At 73.2% G+C, this 18,341-nt stretch carries 14 protein-coding genes; 8 read left to right on the top strand and 6 right to left on the bottom strand.

Going from position 1 to position 18,341, the window contains the following annotated elements; translation table 11 throughout:
* Nucleotides 1-38: 38 nt before the first annotated feature.
* On the bottom strand, nucleotides 39-1,220 hold the full coding sequence (locus AB5J87_RS14245; protein WP_369376962.1) for a substrate-binding domain-containing protein: 1,182 nt from the start codon (nucleotides 1,218-1,220) through the stop codon (nucleotides 39-41).
* A gap of 191 nt (nucleotides 1,221-1,411) precedes the next feature.
* Here AB5J87_RS14245 and AB5J87_RS14240 point away from each other — a divergent pair, with 191 nt between their 5' ends.
* Nucleotides 1,412-3,364 carry a DUF2264 domain-containing protein gene (locus tag AB5J87_RS14240; RefSeq protein WP_369376960.1) on the top strand — a complete coding sequence of 651 codons (1,953 nt, stop codon included), beginning with the start codon at nucleotides 1,412-1,414 and terminating at the stop codon, nucleotides 3,362-3,364.
* On the opposite strand, the gene AB5J87_RS14235 is transcribed toward AB5J87_RS14240, so the two are convergent.
* Both AB5J87_RS14235 and AB5J87_RS14230 read right to left on the bottom strand, forming a co-directional pair.
* Entirely contained in the window at nucleotides 3,327-4,100 is a 774-nt protein-coding gene (locus AB5J87_RS14235; RefSeq protein ID WP_369376958.1) for an SDR family NAD(P)-dependent oxidoreductase, read from the bottom strand. The two genes, AB5J87_RS14240 and AB5J87_RS14235, sit on opposite strands and share 38 nt — an antisense overlap.
* A gap of 49 nt (nucleotides 4,101-4,149) precedes the next feature.
* Nucleotides 4,150-4,830 (bottom strand): MOSC domain-containing protein, encoded by a 681-nt coding sequence (locus tag AB5J87_RS14230; RefSeq protein ID WP_369376956.1) that lies wholly within the window; start codon nucleotides 4,828-4,830, stop codon nucleotides 4,150-4,152.
* A gap of 81 nt (nucleotides 4,831-4,911) precedes the next feature.
* Between AB5J87_RS14230 and AB5J87_RS14225 the strand changes: the two genes are divergently transcribed.
* Complete coding sequence (locus AB5J87_RS14225; protein ID WP_369376954.1) at nucleotides 4,912-5,808, top strand: LysR family transcriptional regulator; 897 nt, start codon at nucleotides 4,912-4,914, stop codon at nucleotides 5,806-5,808.
* Nucleotides 5,809-5,987: 179 nt separating this feature from the next.
* On the opposite strand, the gene AB5J87_RS14220 is transcribed toward AB5J87_RS14225, so the two are convergent.
* A complete protein-coding gene (locus AB5J87_RS14220; RefSeq protein WP_369376953.1) occupies nucleotides 5,988-6,311 on the bottom strand; it encodes a WhiB family transcriptional regulator in 324 nt (107 codons plus the stop codon).
* A gap of 407 nt (nucleotides 6,312-6,718) precedes the next feature.
* Between AB5J87_RS14220 and AB5J87_RS14215 the strand changes: the two genes are divergently transcribed.
* The 4 genes from AB5J87_RS14215 to AB5J87_RS14200 all read left to right on the top strand — a co-directional run bounded on the left by AB5J87_RS14215 (nucleotide 6,719) and on the right by AB5J87_RS14200 (nucleotide 11,147).
* The gene (locus AB5J87_RS14215; protein WP_003948568.1) at nucleotides 6,719-7,330 is read left to right on the top strand and encodes a response regulator transcription factor; all 612 of its coding nucleotides are present in this window, start codon (nucleotides 6,719-6,721) and stop codon (nucleotides 7,328-7,330) included.
* A 255-nt stretch (nucleotides 7,331-7,585) separates the two neighbouring features.
* Complete coding sequence (locus tag AB5J87_RS14210) at nucleotides 7,586-8,161, top strand: sigma-70 family RNA polymerase sigma factor (protein WP_067163238.1); 576 nt, start codon at nucleotides 7,586-7,588, stop codon at nucleotides 8,159-8,161.
* A gap of 204 nt (nucleotides 8,162-8,365) precedes the next feature.
* Nucleotides 8,366-9,871 carry an IMP dehydrogenase gene (guaB, locus tag AB5J87_RS14205; RefSeq protein WP_369376952.1) on the top strand — a complete coding sequence of 502 codons (1,506 nt, stop codon included), beginning with the start codon at nucleotides 8,366-8,368 and terminating at the stop codon, nucleotides 9,869-9,871.
* 151 nt (nucleotides 9,872-10,022) lie between these two features.
* Nucleotides 10,023-11,147 (top strand): GuaB3 family IMP dehydrogenase-related protein, encoded by a 1,125-nt coding sequence (locus AB5J87_RS14200; RefSeq protein ID WP_361426641.1) that lies wholly within the window; start codon nucleotides 10,023-10,025, stop codon nucleotides 11,145-11,147.
* 97 nt (nucleotides 11,148-11,244) lie between these two features.
* On the opposite strand, the gene AB5J87_RS14195 is transcribed toward AB5J87_RS14200, so the two are convergent.
* Entirely contained in the window at nucleotides 11,245-11,727 is a 483-nt protein-coding gene (locus tag AB5J87_RS14195; RefSeq protein ID WP_369376951.1) for a hypothetical protein, read from the bottom strand.
* 157 nt (nucleotides 11,728-11,884) lie between these two features.
* On the bottom strand, nucleotides 11,885-13,129 hold the full coding sequence (locus AB5J87_RS14190; RefSeq protein ID WP_369376950.1) for a nucleotide sugar dehydrogenase: 1,245 nt from the start codon (nucleotides 13,127-13,129) through the stop codon (nucleotides 11,885-11,887).
* A gap of 219 nt (nucleotides 13,130-13,348) precedes the next feature.
* Here AB5J87_RS14190 and AB5J87_RS14185 point away from each other — a divergent pair, with 219 nt between their 5' ends.
* Nucleotides 13,349-15,055 (top strand): glycerol-3-phosphate dehydrogenase/oxidase, encoded by a 1,707-nt coding sequence (locus AB5J87_RS14185; RefSeq protein WP_369376949.1) that lies wholly within the window; start codon nucleotides 13,349-13,351, stop codon nucleotides 15,053-15,055.
* A 1,276-nt stretch (nucleotides 15,056-16,331) separates the two neighbouring features.
* A complete protein-coding gene (locus tag AB5J87_RS14180; RefSeq protein ID WP_369376948.1) occupies nucleotides 16,332-18,335 on the top strand; it encodes a protein kinase in 2,004 nt (667 codons plus the stop codon).
* Nucleotides 18,336-18,341: the final 6 nt, after the last annotated feature.

Raw genomic sequence — 18,341 nt, 5'->3', positions numbered from 1 at the left:
GAAAAATGATCGATCTGAGGGCGGGATGGCCTTGGGGTTCAGACCACCTCCGCGGTGCCCCGGTCCGGGACCGGCGCCGTCGCCGCCGAGGCGCGCGCCCGGACCCCGGCCGAGGGGCCCGGCGCCCCGCACGAGGACCGCACCCGCAGCCTCGGCAGCAGGTCCACATGGCGGCGCGGCTCCTCGCCCGGCCCGCCCGGGCCCGCCGCCCGCAGCCGCTCGACCAGCAGCCGCGCCGCGTACCGCCCCACCTCGTGCTTGGGCGGGGCCACCGCCGTCAGCGGGGTGTCGGCCAGCGCCGCCACCTCGTCGTCGTACGCCACCAGCGCCAGGTCCCGGGGCACCCGCACGCCCAGCTCGCCGAGCCGCTGCGCGATGCGGATCGCGTCCACGTCGTTGTGGACCAGCGCCGCCGTCACCGCCCCGCTCCCGACCGCTGCCGCCAGCGCCCGCACCACCGCCTCGAACCCCGCCGGGTCGGCCTCCGCCGAGACCGAACCGAGCACCGGGTGCGGCGCCGTGAGGCCGAGCGCCTCCAGCGCCTGTCCGTACCCCGCCCGCACCGCGAGCGCCGTGGGGCTGTCGGCCCGCGCCACCAGGAGCGGCGCCCGGTGCCCGAGCCCGGTCAGGTGCCGTACGGCGAGGAGCACCCCGTGCCCGTGGTCCGAGCAGACCCGGTCCAGGTCGTCCAGCGGCCCGCCGGGCACCCCGCGCCGCTCCAGCAGCACGGTGGGCACCGGGAGTTCGTGGATCCACCGTCCGTGCTCGGCCGGGTCGTGCGGCTCCTTCCAGCCCGGCGCGACCAGCAGCCCCTCGGCCCCCGCGGCCAGCAGCCCGGCCGCGCGCGCCGCGTCCTCGCCCGGGCGGTAGTCCGAGATCCGCAGGACCAGCCGCGCCCCGGCGGCAGCCGCCGCCTCGTGCGCACCCCGGATGACCTCGGCGAAGTAGTAGGTGGCGGTGGGGGCGATCATGCCGAGCACCAGCTCCCGCCCGGCGCCCCCGCCTTGTGCGGGCACCCCGGCGCCGCCCTCGGCGTGCGGCCAGGAGACCTTGCCGTGCACCCGGTCCAGCAGGCCCCGCCCGGCCAGCGCCTCCACGTCGCGGCGCACGGTGACGGGGGAGACCCCCAGCTGTCCGGCGAGGTCGGAGACCCGGGCCGAGCCGCGCCGGCGCACCAGGTCCAGCAGTCGGTCGTGACGTTCAGCAGCACTCTCTCGCACGGCGGCGGTCCCCCTCGCGGTGTGGTGGCCGGTGTTCCGGGGCCCCGACCCTAATGCACCCTGATCGAACGACGGCAGTTTCGATCATTCAGTCAGCATCCATTGACGTTCGATCAGCCGCGGCCCTAGATTCCGGCCCACGCCCAGGACCGCGCCGCCTCGGCCCGGTCCGCATGCCGCCGGGGAGCATCATGCCGACACCGCCCGCGCACCCCGGGCTCAGCCCGTACACCGGCTGGACCCGTGACCACTGGGAGTGGTCGGCCGATCAACTGCTCCTCTCCGTACGCCCCTACGCCTCCCGGCGCCACGGTCTGATCCATCTCCCCGGGGCGCGGCCCAGCTGGTCCGGGCCCCGCTCCGACGGCCTCGAAGGGTATGCCCGCACCTGGCTGCTGGCCGCGCTCCGGATCGCCGGCGCGCACGGCGACGACCCGCACGGCCACCTCGGCCGGTACGCCGAAGGACTCGCCTCCGGAACCGAACACCCGCTGCCCACCGGCGAGTTGGACGGCGACCGCGACTCCTGGCCGCGGATGGCGGAGGTGCGCCAGGCCGTCGTCGAGTCCGCCTCCGTCGCCTTGGGGCTGCGGCTGACCCGGCCCTGGCTCTGGGACGGGCTGGACGACGGCGTGCGCCAGCGCGTCGTCGACTGGCTGCTGCCCGCCCTCGGACCCTCGCCGGTCGACAACAACTGGTGGTTCTTCGGTCTCACCGTCGCCGGATTCCTCCAGGACGCCGGAATCGAGACCGACCGCGCCTCGGCCACGATCGAACGCGCGCTGGAACACGTCGACCAGTGGTACCTCGGCGACGGCTGGTACAGCGACGGCCCCCACCGCTCCTTCGACCACTACAACGGCTGGGCCCTCCACTTCTATCCCGTCCTGCACGCTCATTTGGGTGACGATCGGGAACTCCTCGACCGCTACGGACCCCGGCTGCACCGCCATCTCGAAGCGCTCTCCCGGATGTTCGGCGCCGACGGCGCCCCGCTGCCGTACGGACGCTCCCTCACCTACCGCTTCGCCGCCGCCGCGGCCCCCTGGCTCGGCGCGCTCACCGGCCACACCCCGCTCACCCCCGGCGCCACCCGCCGCCTCGCCTCCGGCGCGCTGCGGTACTTCATGGACCGGGCCCCCGGCCGGGGCGCCACCGACGGGCGCGGGCTGCTCACCCCCGGCTGGCACGGCCCGTATCCGCCGCTGGTCCAGGGCTACTCGGGCCCGGCCTCCCCGTACTGGGCGGCGAAGGGGTTCCTCGGTCTGCTGCTGCCCGCCGGGCATCCGGTGTGGACGGCGGTGGAGGAGCCGCTGCCGGTGGAGACGCGGGACGCGGCCGTGGCGCTCGGCCCGCCGAACTGCCTGCTCCAGTCCACCGCTTCGGACGGCCTGGTCCGTCTCCACAACCACGGCACCGACGGCGACCCGGGCCCGGCGGAGGACCCCCACTACACCCGGTTCGCGTACTCGACGCGCACCGGCCCGCTCCCGGCCGGGGTGCGTGACAACCACTTCGGTCTGGTCCGCGCCGACGGCACGGTCACCGCGCGCGGCCCGGCCGATCCGCTGGGCACGGGTCCGGACTGGGCCGCCTCGGCCGCACGGCCGGTGCCGGCCGACGGGGGCGCGGTCGCCGACGAGGGCTGGAAGGGGGTGCGGATCGTCTCGGCGACCCTGGCGCACGGCCGCGCCGAGGTCCGCGCCCATCTGGTCACGGGCGCCCCCGCGGGCACCCGCGTACGCCAGTCGGGGTGGGCCGTCACCCGCCCGGACGAGCGGGCCGGGCCGGACCGCGCGCTGACGGCCCAGCTCCACCCCGTGCACGGATACGAGGGCCACGCGCGCGCAGTGGCCGCCGGGTCCACCCTGTTCGGCCCCCGCAGCCGGGTCGCGGTCCTCGACGGGCGGACCGGCAGCGGCCCGGCCCTCTTCGTCGCCCTCGCCTCACTGACCGGCGAACGGCACCCGGCGCCGCTGTGCGACCTGGTCGGCGAGGTGCGGATCGAGGGCCACACCGTCCGGGTGACCTGGGCGGACGGCGCCACGGCCGCGCTGACGCTGGACGAGGGGGCCGTCGGGGTACCGGCCCCCGACGGCCCGTCGCTCACTTCGGGCCGTACTTGCGGCCCGTCCGCGAGGTGATGCCGCCCAGCAGCCCGCGCGGCGCCAGCTTCACCACGCCCATCAGCGTCTTGTAGCGCGGGTCGGGGATCGACAGCGACTTGCCGCGCGAGAGGTCGGCGAGCGCCGCGGAGACCAGCTTGTCGGCGTCCAGCCACATCCAGCCGGGGATGTTGTCGGTGCCCATTCCGGCCCGCTGGTGGAACTCCGTACGGACGAACCCCGGGCACAGCGCCATCAGCCGCACCCCCGAGCCCGCCAGGTCGCGTGCCGCGCCCTGGGTGAACTGCACGACCCACGACTTGGACGCGCCATAGGTGCCGCGCGGGACGAACGCGGCGACCGAGGCGACGTTGACGACCCCGCCGCGCCCGCGCTCGCGCATCCCCTCGGTGGCGGCGGACGTCAGCCGCAGCACCGCCTCGATGTGCACCTTCAGCATCTTGAGCTCGTCGGCCATGGGCACGTCCAGATAGCGGCCCTTGTTGCCGAACCCGGCGTTGTTGACCAGCAGGTCGACCGGCTGGCGGCGCTCGGCCAGCCTGGCCTCGACGCCCGCGATGCCGTCCTCCGTGGCCAGGTCCGCGACCAGCACCTCGACCTCCACGCCGTGCCGGTCGTGCAGCTCGGTGGCCTGCTCCCGCAGCCGCTTGCCGTCGCGGGCCACCAGCACCAGGTCGTGCCCGTCCGTGGCCAGCCGCCGTGCGAACGCGGCACCGATGCCCGCCGTCGCTCCCGTAATCAGTGCAGTCGTCATACGCGCACGGTAGTGCCCGGGGATGACAGCGGTGTGACGGGCAGTCCGGTCAGGAAGCCCGCCGGGCGGCCTGCCGCTCCAGGTACGCGCGCACGCTCTCGTGGCGCTCCGGCGGCATCGCCTCGCCCGCCGCCAGCGTGCGCGGCAGCAGCTCCCGTTCCACCGTGAACGCGCGGAACCAGAACTCCACCGACACCTCGTGGTCGGGCCGGTGGACCACCTCGATGGCGTCGCCCGCGCGGACCTCGCCCTCCTCGACCACCCGCAGATAGGCACCGGGGACCGCGGCCTGGGTGAACCGCTTCACCCACCCCCGCTGGTCCAGGGCGCCCGCGAACGTACGGCAGGGGATGCGCGCGCTGGAGACCTCCACGACCACGTCCGGGCCGATCCGCCAGCGCTCGCCTATCCGGGCGCCGGTGATGTCCAGCCCGTACGTGGTGAGGTTCTCGCCGAAGATCCCGCCGGGCAGCTCGCGGCCCAGCTCCCTCTCCCAGACGTCGAGGTCCTCGCGCGCGTAGGCGTAGACGGCCTGGTACTCGCCGCCGTGGTGGCGCTTGTCGCAGACGTCGTCGCCCGCGACCCCGCTGGCCCCCACCCCCTTGAGGCCGGGCCGGAAGAGGCGCACCGGCCCCGCCACCGGCCGCTTGCCGATGCCGGTGACACCGCCCTCGGCATCGGTGTAGTCGACGGCCGTGGCGCGCCCCACGTTCACAGACAGAAGCTCCATGGCGAGAACGCTAACCTCTGCTGTCTCAAAGCAGCCACTGCATAACTCCCAAGATCCCCAAGCGACGCTTATGCTCGGGGGGTGATCGAAGCCCGCCACCTCCGCGTCCTGCGCGCCGTCGCCGCCACCGGCTCCTTCTCGGCCGCCGCGCGCGAGCTCGGCTGCACCCAGCCCGCGGTCAGCCAGCAGATGAAGGCCCTGGAGTCCTCGGCGGGCACCCCGCTGCTGATCCGCACCGGCCGCGAGACCCGGCTCACCCAGGCGGGCGAGGTCCTGGTGCGGCACGCCTCCGGCATCCTGGCCGGGCTCACCGCCGCCGAGGAGGAGGTCGCGGCCATCGCGGGCCTGCGCGCGGGCCGGGTCCGGCTGGTCTCCTTCCCCAGCGGCTCCTCCACCCTGGTCCCCAGCGCGCTGGCCGCGCTGCGCGCCGCCCACCCGGGCACCCGGGTCTCCCTGGTCGAGGCCGAGCCGCCGCGCTCGGTGGAGATGCTGCGCGAGGGCGACTGCGACATCGCGCTCGCCTTCCGGTACGGGGCGGCGACCGCGGAGGAGTGGGACGACCTAGTGGTCCGGCCGGTGCTGATGGACCGCCTGGTCGGGCTGGTCCCCGAGGGCCACCGGCTGGCCGGGGGCGGCACCGTCGACATCCGCGACCTCGCCGAGGAGCCGTGGATCGCGGGCTGCCCGCGCTGCCGCCGCCAACTGGTCGAGGTGTGCGAGCGGTCCGGCTTCACCCCGCGCATCGACTTCGCCACCGACGACTACCCGGCGGTGATCGGCCTGGTCGGGGCGGGGCTCGGGGTCGCGGTCCTGCCCGAGCTGGCCATCTCCTCGGTCCGGCCCAAGGGCGCCCGCACCGTCGCGGTGGAGCCCGCCGTGGAGCGCGAGATCGTCGCGCTCACCCTGCCCGACCTGGCCCGGGTCCCGGCCGTCGCGGCCACCCTCGACCAGCTGGCCGGGGCCGCGGCCCGCACCTGAGCGGCGGGCCCGCGGCCGGTGAGCCGGGGCCGCGCCGCTGTCGCCGTCGACCCGCGCCCGGCTCGTGGCACGCGCGCGTGGCCGTGGCGCCGCGCACCCGCGTGCGGCGCGGCCCGGCCCGCGCTCCTGTGCGCCAAACGGCGCAGGAACGTTTCTGCGAAAGGTGTGCCCTCCGGCCGCTAGCCGTGGCCCCCGTCGGCCGAGGCCGCGGCGGTGACCAGCCGGTTGCGCGCCCGGCCCATCAGCTCCTCGCGCTCGTCCTCCGTGAGTCCGCCCCACACGCCGTAGGGCTCGCGGACCGCCAGCGCGTGGGCCGCGCACTGGGCGCGCACCGGGCAGCGCATGCACACCTCTTTCGCCGAGTTCTCGCGCGCACTCCTGGCCGCGCCGCGTTCGCCCTCCGGGTGGAAGAAGAGGGAGCTGTCGACTCCGCGGCACGCGGCGAGGAGCTGCCAGTCCCACAGATCGGCGTTCGGTCCGGGAAGGCGGGAGAAATCTGCCATTGCTCATGTCCCCTTGAAGCCGTGCCTGAAGGCGGGTGGGCCGGGTACCCCGGATCACTGGGGTGTACCGACGAACGTACATCTACGGTGTAAGTAGATGTAAATATGACTCATTGCGAATCTAGCCACAGACACCAGGAAAAGGGAAGAAAAGCCGCTAAATGGGGCATACCTCCAAGCGAACGACGGGTGACCCGCGATGCGCGCCCGGCGCACACGGTTCCTCACGTAGAGTGCCGAAGGCGCCCGTCCGACCCGTAACTCTTTCGAGTGACCGTCGTTGAGAGTGCGGAGCGGTTGAAAGAACAAGCGCTCGGGCAGGTGTCCGAGAGCGTCAATCGCACAGGTGACGATACGTAACCAGCCTGGAGGCTCAAGGTGACGCGCATCAGCTGCGGAGGGCGGCCATGACATCCGTCCTCGTCTGCGACGACTCCCCGCTTGCCCGAGAGGCGCTCCGCCGCGCGGTCGCGACCGTGCCCGGCGTCGAGCGTGTGACGACTGCGGCCAACGGCGAGGAAGTCCTCCGCCGCTGGGGCGCCGACCGCTCGGACCTGATTCTGATGGACGTACGCATGCCCGGACTGGGCGGCGTGGAGACCGTGCGGCGGCTGCTGTCCGCCGACCCCGGCGCCCGCATCATCATGCTGACGGTCGCCGAGGACCTCGACGGAGTGGCGCTCGCGGTGGCCGCCGGGGCGCGCGGCTATCTGCACAAGGACGCCTCGCGCGCGGAGCTGCGCGCCACGGTGACCCAGGCGCTGGCCGACCCGACCTGGCGCCTCGCCCCGCGCAGACTGCGTTCGGCGGAGATGGGCGCGGCGCCCACGCTCACCGCGCGCGAGATCCAGGTGCTCGAAGGCATGAGCCACGGCCGGTCCAACGCGGAGATCGGGCGCGAGCTCTTCCTCTCGGAGGACACCGTGAAGACCCACGCCAGGCGGCTCTTCAAGAAGCTCGGCGCCTCGGACCGGGCGCACGCGGTGGCGCTCGGTTTCCGTTGGGGCCTGGTGCGCTGACCGGGCGGCGGCGCGGCCGGCCGGATCCCCGTCCGTCGTCGACGGACGGGTCCGTCCCCCCGCTCGGTGGAGCGGCGTGTGACGCTTCGCGCGCGATGCCGCATCCTTGAAGGTGTGGAGTTCCTCGGGGACGAGTCGGTCGAGCGGGAGGGGAGGGCGCAGGAGATGACGTCCGGCGCACCTGCTCATAACGCTTCGGTGCACAACTATGGACGCGGTGCCACGGATTCTGCGACGCCGGGGCACCATGGACCGATGCGCGATGACGAGCCAACGGTGATCGGTGCGCTCGTTCACCGTGCCGTCGACGGCGACGAACAGGCCACGCATGACCTGCTGGCCCATGTCCATCCGCTCGCGCTGCGCTACTGCCGCACCCGGCTGAACCGTCTGCCGGGTGACGCGCGCCACTTCGTGGAGGACCTCGCGCAGGAGGTCTGTGTCGCCGTCCTGATGGCGCTGCCGCGCTACCGGGACACCGGCAGACCCTTCGAGGCGTTCGTCTTCGCCATCGCCTCGCACAAGGTCGCCGACCTCCAGCGGGCCGCCATGCGCCATCCCGGCTCCACGGCGGTGCCCTCCGACGAGATGCCCGAGCGGCCGGACGACTCGCTGGGCCCCGAGGAGCGCGCGCTGCTCAGCAGCGACGCCGAGTGGGCCAAGAAGCTCCTCGCCAACCTCCCGGAGAACCAGCGCGAGCTGCTGGTGCTGCGGGTGGCGGTCGGCCTCACGGCGGAGGAGACCGGGCAGATGCTCGGCATGTCCCCGGGTGCCGTCCGGGTCGCCCAGCACCGCGCCCTGAGCCGTCTGCGGGCCCTGGCCGAACAGTGATGTCGCGCACCCCGCGACCCGTGGGGTGCGCCTCGCCGCACCGGTCCGCCCGGCGGGCGTACGGCGACCGCGCGCGCGTGGGCGCCCGCGTCACGTCCGTGTGAACGTACAAAGAATTCGGTTGATCTTGTTCATGGAATGAGACACCGTGCCAGCCCGTTAGCATGGACATCCGCACCGATCAAGGCCATTGGGGAAGGTGTCATGACTGCAAACGTCGACGGAGTGCCCGACAAGTTCGCGATGCTCGGGCTGACATACGACGACGTGCTGCTGCTGCCGGGCGCGTCCGACATGGCGCCCGACCAGATCGACACCTCCTCGTACCTCTCGAAGAACGTGAAGGTGAACGTCCCGCTGCTCTCCGCGGCCATGGACAAGGTCACCGAGGCGCGCATGGCGATCGCCATGGCCCGTCAGGGCGGCGCCGGCGTGCTGCACCGCAACCTCTCCATCGAGGACCAGGCCAACCACGTCGACCTGGTCAAGCGCTCCGAGTCCGGCATGGTGAGCGACCCGATCACGGTGCACCCGGACGCGACGCTGCGCGAGGCCGACGAGCTGTGCGCCAAGTTCCGCATCAGCGGCGTCCCGGTCACCGACCCGGCGGGCAAGCTGCTCGGCATCGTCACCAACCGCGACATGGCCTTCGAGTCGGACCGCTCGCGCCAGGTGCGCGAGGTCATGACCCCGATGCCGCTGGTCACCGGCAAGGTCGGCATCTCCGGTGTGGACGCCATGGAGCTGCTGCGCCGCCACAAGATCGAGAAGCTGCCGCTCGTCGACGACGCCGGCATCCTCAAGGGCCTCATCACGGTCAAGGACTTCGTCAAGGCCGAGCAGTACCCGAACGCGGCCAAGGACAAGGACGGCCGGCTCATCGTCGGCGCGGCCGTCGGTGTCGCGGGCGACGCCTTCGAGCGCGCCCAGGCGCTGATCCAGGCGGGCGTCGACTTCATCGTCGTCGACACCGCCCACGGCCACTCCCGGCTGGTCGGCGACATGGTCGCCAAGATCAAGTCGAACTCGTCGGGCGTCGACGTCATCGGCGGCAACATCGCCACCCGGGACGGCGCCCAGGCCCTGATCGACTCGGGTGTCGACGGCATCAAGGTCGGCGTCGGCCCCGGCTCCATCTGTACGACCCGTGTCGTCGCCGGCATCGGCGTCCCGCAGGTCACCGCCATCTACGAGGCGTCGCTCGCCGCCAAGGCCGCGGGCGTCCCGGTCATCGGCGACGGCGGCCTGCAGTACTCGGGCGACATCGCCAAGGCCCTGGTCGCGGGCGCCGACACGGTGATGCTCGGCTCGCTGCTCGCGGGCTGCGAGGAGTCCCCGGGCGAGCTGCTCTTCATCAACGGCAAGCAGTTCAAGTCGTACCGCGGCATGGGCTCGCTGGGCGCGATGCAGTCCCGCGGCGAGCAGAAGTCCTTCTCCAAGGACCGCTACTTCCAGGAGGGCGTCGCCTCCGACGAGAAGCTGGTCCCCGAGGGCATCGAGGGCCAGGTGCCCTACCGGGGCCCGCTCTCCGCGGTCGTCCACCAGCTGGTCGGCGGTCTGCGCCAGTCGATGTTCTACGTCGGCGGCCGTACCGTTCCGGAGCTTCAGACGAACGGCCGGTTCGTCCGGATCACCTCGGCGGGCCTCAAGGAGAGCCACCCGCACGACATCCAGATGACGGTCGAGGCGCCGAACTACACCCGGCGCTGACGCACGGGGCGCGGGCGGCGGGCCCGTCCACGCGCGCGTAGCCGAAGCCGAGGGGCGGTCCCGTACAGGGGGCCGCCCCTCGCCCGTATGTCGGGCACACGTATGTCGGGGATACTGGGACGGCAGACGTAGAGGGAAAGGCCCACACAACGTGACTGAGATCGAGATCGGGCGCGGCAAGCGCGGCCGCAGGGCGTACGCGTTCGACGACATCGCCATCGTCCCGAGCCGGCGCACCCGGGACCCGAAGGAGGTCTCGATCGCCTGGCAGATCGACGCCTACCGGTTCGAGCTGCCGTTCCTGGCCGCCCCGATGGACTCCGTCGTGTCGCCGCAGACCGCGATCCGCATCGGTGAGCTCGGCGGCCTGGGCGTGCTGAACCTCGAGGGCCTGTGGACCCGCTACGAGGACCCGCAGCCGCTGCTCGACGAGATCGACGAGCTGGACGAGGCCACCGCGACCCGCCGCCTCCAGGAGATCTACGCGGCCCCGATCAAGGAAGAGCTGATCGGACAGCGCATCAAGGAGGTGCGCGACTCCGGTGTGGTCACCGCCGCCGCCCTCTCGCCGCAGCGCACCGCCCAGTTCTCCAAGGCCGTCGTGGACGCGGGCGTCGACATCTTCGTCATCCGCGGCACCACCGTCTCGGCGGAGCACGTCTCGGGTGCGGCCGAGCCGCTCAACCTCAAGCAGTTCATCTACGAGCTGGACGTCCCGGTGATCGTCGGCGGCTGCGCCACCTACACCGCGGCCCTGCACCTGATGCGCACCGGCGCGGCCGGCGTCCTGGTGGGCTTCGGCGGCGGCGCCGCGCACACCACCCGCAACGTGCTGGGCATCCAGGTCCCGATGGCCACCGCCGTCGCCGACGTGGCCGCGGCCCGCCGCGACTACATGGACGAGTCCGGCGGCCGGTACGTCCACGTCATCGCGGACGGCGGCGTGGGCTGGTCCGGCGACCTGCCCAAGGCGATCGCCTGCGGCGCGGACGCGGTCATGATGGGCTCCCCGCTGGCCCGTGCCACGGACGCGCCCGGCAAGGGCCACCACTGGGGCATGGAGGCCGTCCACGAGGACGTGCCGCGCGGCAAGCTGGTCGACCTGGGCATCGTGGGCACCACCGAGGAGATCCTCACCGGCCCGTCGCACATCCCGGACGGGTCGATGAACTTCTTCGGCGCCCTGCGCCGCTCGATGGCCACCACCGGCTACAGCGAGCTCAAGGAGTTCCAGCGCGTCGAGGTGACCGTCGCGGACGCGCAGCACAAGCGCTGACGACAGTCACGTACGTACGTAGTACGTACGTGAAGGGGCCCGGACCGTTCGAACGGTCCGGGCCCCTTCCGTGTCCCCGCGCGCGTGGGGACAGCTGTCAGGCGGCGGCGCCCTTCTTGCTGCCGGAGAACGCCGCGACGGCGGCGATCGCGAAGAAGAAGAACGTCATGAAGTCCGAGTCGGCCTTCCAGATCTCGTTGACCACGTCGAAGTGGTCGATCAGGAGGTCCGTGGCGCTGAGCGGGAGCTCCTTGGCGGCCAGGATCGCCTCGCCGACCAGCTGGCCCGCGTAGACGGAGCCGAGGGCGAGGACGGCGCTCAGCACGGGCAGGGCGGGGTTGCGCCCGCCGACCTTGCCGGAGACCCAGCCGATGCCGAATCCGACCGCCACGGCCGCGTAGCCGATCTCGTGCCGGGTGGCGCCGACGATCGCGCCGTACACGCCCGCGCAGACCACCGCCGCGAGGAGCGCGGCGATCAGCCCGCCCGTGAAGTTGTCACGGGCCGGAGCCGGCGGCGGGGCCGGGACGAAGCCCGGGAAGCCGGGCTGCTGCTGCGGCGGTGGAAAGGACTGGCTCATCTACGGATCCCCCCGAGGTGATGGAAAAGCGCACGGCTGTGCGATCGAGCGACCCGAAGAGTAACAGTGCGTGGGCGGTGCGCCACGGGGATTTCGGCGGGCCCCGGCCGTGCGGCTGCGGGCGGCACGGGGGTCGCGGCGGCGGCCCGCCGGGCGGCTACAGGCGGTGCGCGGCGCCCGCCGGTGTGACGCCCCGGGTGTCGAGCAGCAGCTGCGCCTTCACCGACAGGCCCTGGAGGTCGTACGTGCGGTGCTGCTGGAGCAGTACGGTCAGGTCGGCGTGGGCGGCGGCCTCGTAGAGCGAGTCCGCGCGCGGGACGGGCTGCTGGCGCACCCGCCAGTCCGGGACGTACGGGTCGTGGTAGCTCACCGACGCGCCCAGGTCCAGCAGTCGCCCGGCGATCTCGGCTGCCGGGGAGCCCTCCAGATCGGCCAGGTCGGGCTTGTAGGTGACGCCGAGGAGCAGCACGCGCGCGCCGCGCGCCGACTTGCCGTGCTCGTTCAGGAGCGTGGTGGAGCGCTGGATGACGTAGCCGGGCATGTGCGCGTTGATCTCGCGGGCCAGCCCGACCATCCGCAGGCCCGTGTACGGCAGCGGGGTCGGGTCGAGCGGGATGCCGTGGCCGCCCACGCCCGGGCCCGGCCGGAACGGCTGGAAGCCGAACGGCTTGGTCTCCGCGCACCGGATCACGTCCCACAGGTCCACGCCCATGTCGTGGCAGAGCACCGCCATCTCGTTGACGAGCGCGATGTTGACCTGGCGGTAGTTGGTCTCCAGGAGCTTGGTCATCTCCGCCTCGCGAGTGCCGCGCGCGCGGACCACCTTGTCGGTGAGACGGCCGTAGAACGCGGCGGCGGACTCGGTGCAGGCGGGGGTGAGTCCGCCGATCACCCGGGTGGTGGTGGCGTAGCCGTACGAGCGGTTGCCGGGGTCGAGGCGGCCGGGGCAGTGGGCGAGGTGGAAGTCACGCCCGGCCCGCAGCCCCGAGCCCGCTTCGAGCAGCGGGCGCAGGAAGTCCTCGGTGGTGCCGGGGTAGGCGGCCGACTCCAGGATGACGGTGGTGTGCGGGCGCAGCCGGGCCGCCAGGACGCGGGCGGCGTCGGCGACCGCGGTGAGGTCGGGGGTGCGGTCGGCGTTCGGCGGGGTGGGGGCGCAGATCACGGCGGTGCGGACCCGGCCGAGTTCGGCCGGGTCGGTGACGGCGCGGAAGCCGCCCGCGAGCATCCGGCGCAGCTCGGCCGCGGTCAGGGAGCCGTCGACCGGAGGGCGCCCGGCGCGGAGCTCGGCCAGTACGTGGGGGTCGGTGTCGTGGCCGACCGTCTCGATGCCCGCGGCGACCGCGGCCTGGGCGAGGGGCAGGCCGAGGTGGCCGAGTCCGATGACGGCGAGGTCTGCGGGCATGCGGGTGACCGTCCTTCCCATAACCGGAGGGGGCATGGTGCGCAAGCCCTGTGGACAGAACGGGCGGACGCAATGTCAGACTAGGAGTAAATATGACCGTTATGCCGTATTGCGGGCCCGGGGTTGTCCGAGTGTTGTCCACAGGCGGTGGCCGATGTCGGTGGTCGCGTCCAGAATCGAGGTTGTGAGCCAGACCACCCCGATCCACGGGAGGCAGCCGTGAGGACAGCGACACTGGGACCGGTGCAGCGTGCCGAGGCGCTCGCCGCGATGGCCGAGCGCGAGCTCGACGTGCTGGTCGTCGGCGGCGGGGTGGTCGGCGCGGGCACCGCGCTGGACGCGGTCACCCGCGGCCTCTCGACCGGTCTCGTGGAGGCGCGGGACTGGGCGTCGGGCACCTCCAGCAGATCCAGCAAGCTGATCCACGGCGGGCTGCGCTATCTGGAGATGCTGGACTTCGCGCTGGTGCGCGAGGCGCTGAAGGAGCGCGGCCTGCTCCTGGAGCGGCTCGCCCCCCACCTGGTCAAACCGGTCCCGTTCCTCTACCCGCTCCAGCACAAGGGCTGGGAGCGGTGGTACGCGGGCTCGGGCGTCGCGTTGTACGACACGATGTCGGTCTCCTCCGGCCACGGCAGAGGGCTTCCGGTGCACCGCCACCTCACCCGCCGCAGCGCCCTGCGGGTCGCGCCCTGCCTGAAGAAGGACGCGCTGGTCGGAGCCCTGCAGTATTACGACGCGCAGATGGACGACGCCCGCTTCGTGGCCACCTTGGTGCGGACGGCCGCGAGTTACGGGGCACAGGTCGCCAACCGGGCCCGGGTCACCGGGTTCCTGCGCGAGGGCGAGCGCGTCGTCGGGGCGCGGGTGCGCGACGTGGAGGGCGGCGGGGAGTACGAGATCCGCGCCCGCCAGATCGTGAACGCGACGGGCGTGTGGACCGACGACACCCAGGCGATGGTCGGCGAGCGCGGCCAGTTCCACGTCCGGGCCTCCAAGGGCATCCACCTGGTGGTGCCCAAGGACCGGATCCACTCCACGTCCGGGCTGATCCTGCGCACCGAGAAGTCGGTGCTCTTCGTGATCCCCTGGGGGCGCCACTGGATCGTCGGGACCACCGACACCGACTGGGACCTCGACAAGGCCCACCCGGCCGCCTCCAGCGCGGACATCGACTATCTCCTTGAGCATGTGAATTCGGTGCTCGCGGTGCCCCTGACCAGGGACGACGTCCAGGGTGTCTACGCGGGCCTGCGGCCCCTGCTGGCCGGGGAGTCGGACGCCACCAGCAAGCTCTCCCGCGAGCACACCGTGGCGCACCCGGTGCCGGGGCTGGTCGTCATCGCGGGCGGCAAGTACACGACGTACCGGGTGATGGCGAAGGACGCGGTGGACGAGGCGGTGCACGGCCTGGACCAGCGGGTGGCGGCCTGTGTCACCGAGGACGTGCCGCTGCTGGGGGCCGAGGGCTACCGGGCGCTGTGGAACGCGAGAGCGAGGATCGCCGCCCGCACCGGCCTCCATGTGGTGCGCGTGGAGCACCTGTTGAACCGCTTCGGCTCGCTCGCCGAGGACCTGCTGGAGCTGATCGTCGCCGACCCCTCGCTCGGGGAGCCGCTCGCGGCGGCGGAGGACTATCTGCGTGCCGAGGTCGTCTACGCGGCGTCGCACGAGGGCGCCCGCCACCTCGACGACGTGCTGACCCGGCGCACCCGCATCTCGATCGAGACCTTCGACCGGGGTACGAGGTCGGCCCGGGAGTGCGCCGAGCTGATGGCCCCGGTCCTCGGCTGGGACAAGGAGCAGATCGAGAAGGAGGTGGAGCACTACGAGAAGAGGGTGGAGGCGGAGCGCGAGTCGCAGCGTCAGCCGGATGACCTGACGGCGGACGCGGCGCGGCTGGGCGCGCCGGACATCGCGCCGCTGTGACGCGCTGCTGTGACGCGGGGGAGGGACGCGGGGGAGGGATGCGCGGCGAGTGGCAGGGGGTGAGTGACGGGGGGCGGGCTCGGTGGTCGGGCGGGAAGTGTGCCGTGGGGCAAGGAGGTTCGAGGGGAGCGGTGGAGTCGGGAGAGGGTCCGGGGAGGGAGCCGAGGGAGAAACTCGGCGGAGCACCGTGGGGAAGGGGCGGTCGGGGAGGGCTCGGGGGAGGACCTGGAGGGAAGGGGAGTCGGTGTGCCCGTGCTGATCTGTCCGCGTTGGCGCGGAATATGACGGTGCGGCGACCACTGATCGTGGCCGACACGGTGCGGACGGCTTCGTTCCGGCGGTAGGGAACCGGGAGGGTGGTGTCTGCCGTGTAGGTGGGCAGACCGCTGGTGTGGGAGAGCGAGGAGTGCAGGGTGAGGAGGCGGCCGTCGTCGTCATGGCCGCGTACCGAGTCCGGCAGCTGCCGCTCCGCCGTGCGGTGGGGATTTGGGGCGCCGTCGGCGGTGGGCTTGGGTGCAGCCGGGCGCGCCCACTGCGCCGGGCTCGGGCCGGCGTCGGTGGCGGGCCCTTGCGTGACTGGGCTCGGGTCGCCATCGGGCGCGGGCCTGGGTGCCGCTGGGCTCGGCCACTTCGCCCGGCCCGGGTCGCCGTCGGTGGCGGGTTGCGGCACCACTGGACTCGGGCCGCCGTGGGCTGTGGGCCCGGGTGCCGACGTCGTCGCGAGCGGACCTGCCGGGACGGCCGCCCGGAATCGGTCGTTCCGTTCGGGGGCGGGCCCGGGTGCGTGGCAGTGGGAGGCGGGGGCCGCAGGGGCTTTCGTGGCGGGCGGTGCCGTCGTGGTGTCGTCGGTGTGCGGGCCCGTGGGCGTGGCCGCGTCCGGTGCGTTCGGCCGGGCCGGGGCTCTGGCCTGCGGGTCCTCGGTGGCTGTGCGGCACGTGCGGGGCGACCCGTCCGGCGGTGACGGGGCGGCGGGCGCGCGGAGCGGTGCGGGCCGGGAGTGCGGCGGGCGGCGCCCGGAACATCGGCGTCACGGCGGTCCGTCGTGCCGAGCCGTCTTGGCGGACGGCGGACCCGGGACAATCATTGGTCCCGGCGTGAGAGACAATGGACACTCTGCCAGGGCGGGTGCCGCTCCCCCGGGGGCCAACCCCCGGACCCCCGGCAGGAGAAGCAGGTCGGAGCGGTGAACCGAGCCGCCTCACGAGGCAAGTTGCGGGGAGCCGTCGGCCGGGACGCGGTCGGTGCGGGCGCGGATCAGGGATCGCAGAGGGGACGCATGTCGGAGGCGGAGCAGTCGCGGGAGCCCCAGCGGGACGAGCGGAAGGAGCAGCCCGGCGGTAAGGCCGAGGGCAGGCTCCTCGCCGAGCGGTACCGGCTCGGGGATGTGCTCGGCCGTGGTGGCATGGGCACGGTCTGGCGTGCCGTCGACGAGACGCTGGGCCGCACCGTCGCCGTCAAGGAGCTGCGCTTCCCCAGCAGCATCGACGAGGAGGAGAAGCGCCGCCTCATCACGCGCACCCTCCGCGAGGCCAAGGCGATCGCCCGGATCCGCAACACCAGCGCGGTGACGGTCTACGACGTCGTGGACGAGGACGACCGGCCCTGGATCGTCATGGAGCTGGTCGAGGGCAAGTCGCTGGCCGAAGCGGTGCGCGAGGACGGGGTGCTGACGCCCCGCCGGGCCGCCGAGGTCGGTCTGGCCATCCTCGACGTGCTGCGCTCGGCGCACCGCGAGGGCATCCTGCACCGCGACGTGAAGCCGTCCAACGTGCTGATCGCCGAGGACGGCCGGGTCGTGCTGACCGACTTCGGCATCGCCCAGGTCGAGGGCGACCCGTCCATCACCTCGACGGGCATGCTCGTCGGCGCCCCCTCGTACATCTCGCCCGAGCGTGCCCGCGGTCACAAGCCGGGCCCCGCCGCCGACCTGTGGTCGCTCGGCGGACTGCTGTACGCGAGCGTGGAGGGCGTCCCCCCGTACGACAAGGGTTCGGCGATCGCCACGCTGACCGCGGTGATGACCGAGCCGGTGGACCCGCCGCAGAACGCGGGCCCGCTGCTGGAGAAGGTCATCTACGGCCTGCTCGCCAAGGACCCCGAGCAGCGGCTCGACAACGCGGCGGCGAGGGCGCTGCTCACCGAGGTCATCCACGCGCCGGAGCAGCCCGTCCGGGCGCCGGAGCCGGTGTCGTCCGAGGTGACCCGGGTCGTCGCGCTGCCCCCCGCGCCCGGCGAGCCCAAGGGGGACCCGGGCGCGAAGGCCAAGGAGGTGGCCGACGCGGCTGCCGACCGGATGCGGGGCGCGTTCAAGTCCGTGCGGAACGCGGCGGTGGCCGCGCAGGCCACGGCCAAGGAGAAGACGAAGGACAAGGCCAGGGAGAGGGCCCGGGAGCGCGGTGCGGGCGGTGCGGGCTTCAAGTCCGCGGCGCAGGCGCCCCGGTCGGGGCCGCTCGCGTCCCCGTCGCCGTCCGGCCGGCCCGCGCCGGTGCGGGCGCCGCTCACCGATGTCGTCCCGAGACGGACCCTGGTGATCATCGCGGTGGTGGCCGCGCTCGCCGTCATAGGGACCGTGCTGGCGATCGCCCTCAGCGGCGGTGGCGACGAGGACAACAAGGGCAAGAACAAGGGCGACAAGGCCGCGTCGAGCGGGACCACCCCGGGCAGCGGCGGCAAGGGCGGGACGGCCGACGACAAGCCGCAGGGCCAGACCCAGACCCAGGGCCAGACCCAGGGGCAGACGCAGGGTCAGGGGCAGAGCGGCGGCAGCGCCTCGGGCGCGGCCAAGACGCCCGGGGCCGGCGACGGCGCGGCCGGCGCCGGGCTGCCCGCCGGGTACGGCACGGTCACCGACGCCGAGTTCCACTTCTCCATGGCCATGCCCGCCGGTTTCCACCGCACCGGCACGGCCGGGGACCACTCGGGTGCGATATACAGCGCGAACGGCGGGTTCCCGCGCGTCCAGGTCGACTTCAACGCCAAGCCGGGCGACGACGCCCGCCGGGCCTGGCAGGAGCTGTCCGGGGCGGTCGCCGGGAGCAGCAGCAACTACCACCTGCTGGGCATCCAGAAGGTCGACTACAAGGGCTACCCCACGGTCGCGGACTGGCAGTTCGAGCGGGACCAGGGCGGGGAGCGCGTGCGGATACTCAACCGCGGCTTCAAGGCCGACGGCTCGCACGGCTACGCGATCATGATCACCTGCAAGACGGCCGACTGGGACGCGGACGCGTGCCGGACGCTGCGGAAGACCGCGTTCGACACGTTCAGCCCCAAGGACTGAACAGGC

Source organism: Streptomyces sp. cg36 (assembly GCF_041080675.1).
Lineage (GTDB): Bacteria > Actinomycetota > Actinomycetes > Streptomycetales > Streptomycetaceae > Streptomyces.
The sequence above is the reverse complement of the archived record's forward strand: the minus strand, read 5'-3'. Positions and strand labels throughout refer to the sequence as shown.

Excerpts from the sequence above, each read along its gene's own strand:
- AB5J87_RS14195 (WP_369376951.1), bottom strand. The coding sequence starts at position 11,727 with ATGAGCCAGTCCTTTCCACCGCCGCAGCAGCAGCCCGGCTTCCCGGGC.
- AB5J87_RS14215 (WP_003948568.1), top strand. The coding sequence starts at position 6,719 with ATGACATCCGTCCTCGTCTGCGACGACTCCCCGCTTGCCCGAGAGGCG.
- AB5J87_RS14235 (WP_369376958.1), bottom strand. The coding sequence starts at position 4,100 with ATGACGACTGCACTGATTACGGGAGCGACGGCGGGCATCGGTGCCGCG.
- AB5J87_RS14220 (WP_369376953.1), bottom strand. The coding sequence starts at position 6,311 with ATGGCAGATTTCTCCCGCCTTCCCGGACCGAACGCCGATCTGTGGGAC.
- AB5J87_RS14180 (WP_369376948.1), top strand. The coding sequence starts at position 16,332 with ATGTCGGAGGCGGAGCAGTCGCGGGAGCCCCAGCGGGACGAGCGGAAG.
- AB5J87_RS14230 (WP_369376956.1), bottom strand. The coding sequence starts at position 4,830 with ATGGAGCTTCTGTCTGTGAACGTGGGGCGCGCCACGGCCGTCGACTAC.
- AB5J87_RS14210 (WP_067163238.1), top strand. The coding sequence starts at position 7,586 with ATGCGCGATGACGAGCCAACGGTGATCGGTGCGCTCGTTCACCGTGCC.
- AB5J87_RS14190 (WP_369376950.1), bottom strand. The coding sequence starts at position 13,129 with ATGCCCGCAGACCTCGCCGTCATCGGACTCGGCCACCTCGGCCTGCCC.
- AB5J87_RS14240 (WP_369376960.1), top strand. The coding sequence starts at position 1,412 with ATGCCGACACCGCCCGCGCACCCCGGGCTCAGCCCGTACACCGGCTGG.
- guaB (WP_369376952.1), top strand. The coding sequence starts at position 8,366 with ATGACTGCAAACGTCGACGGAGTGCCCGACAAGTTCGCGATGCTCGGG.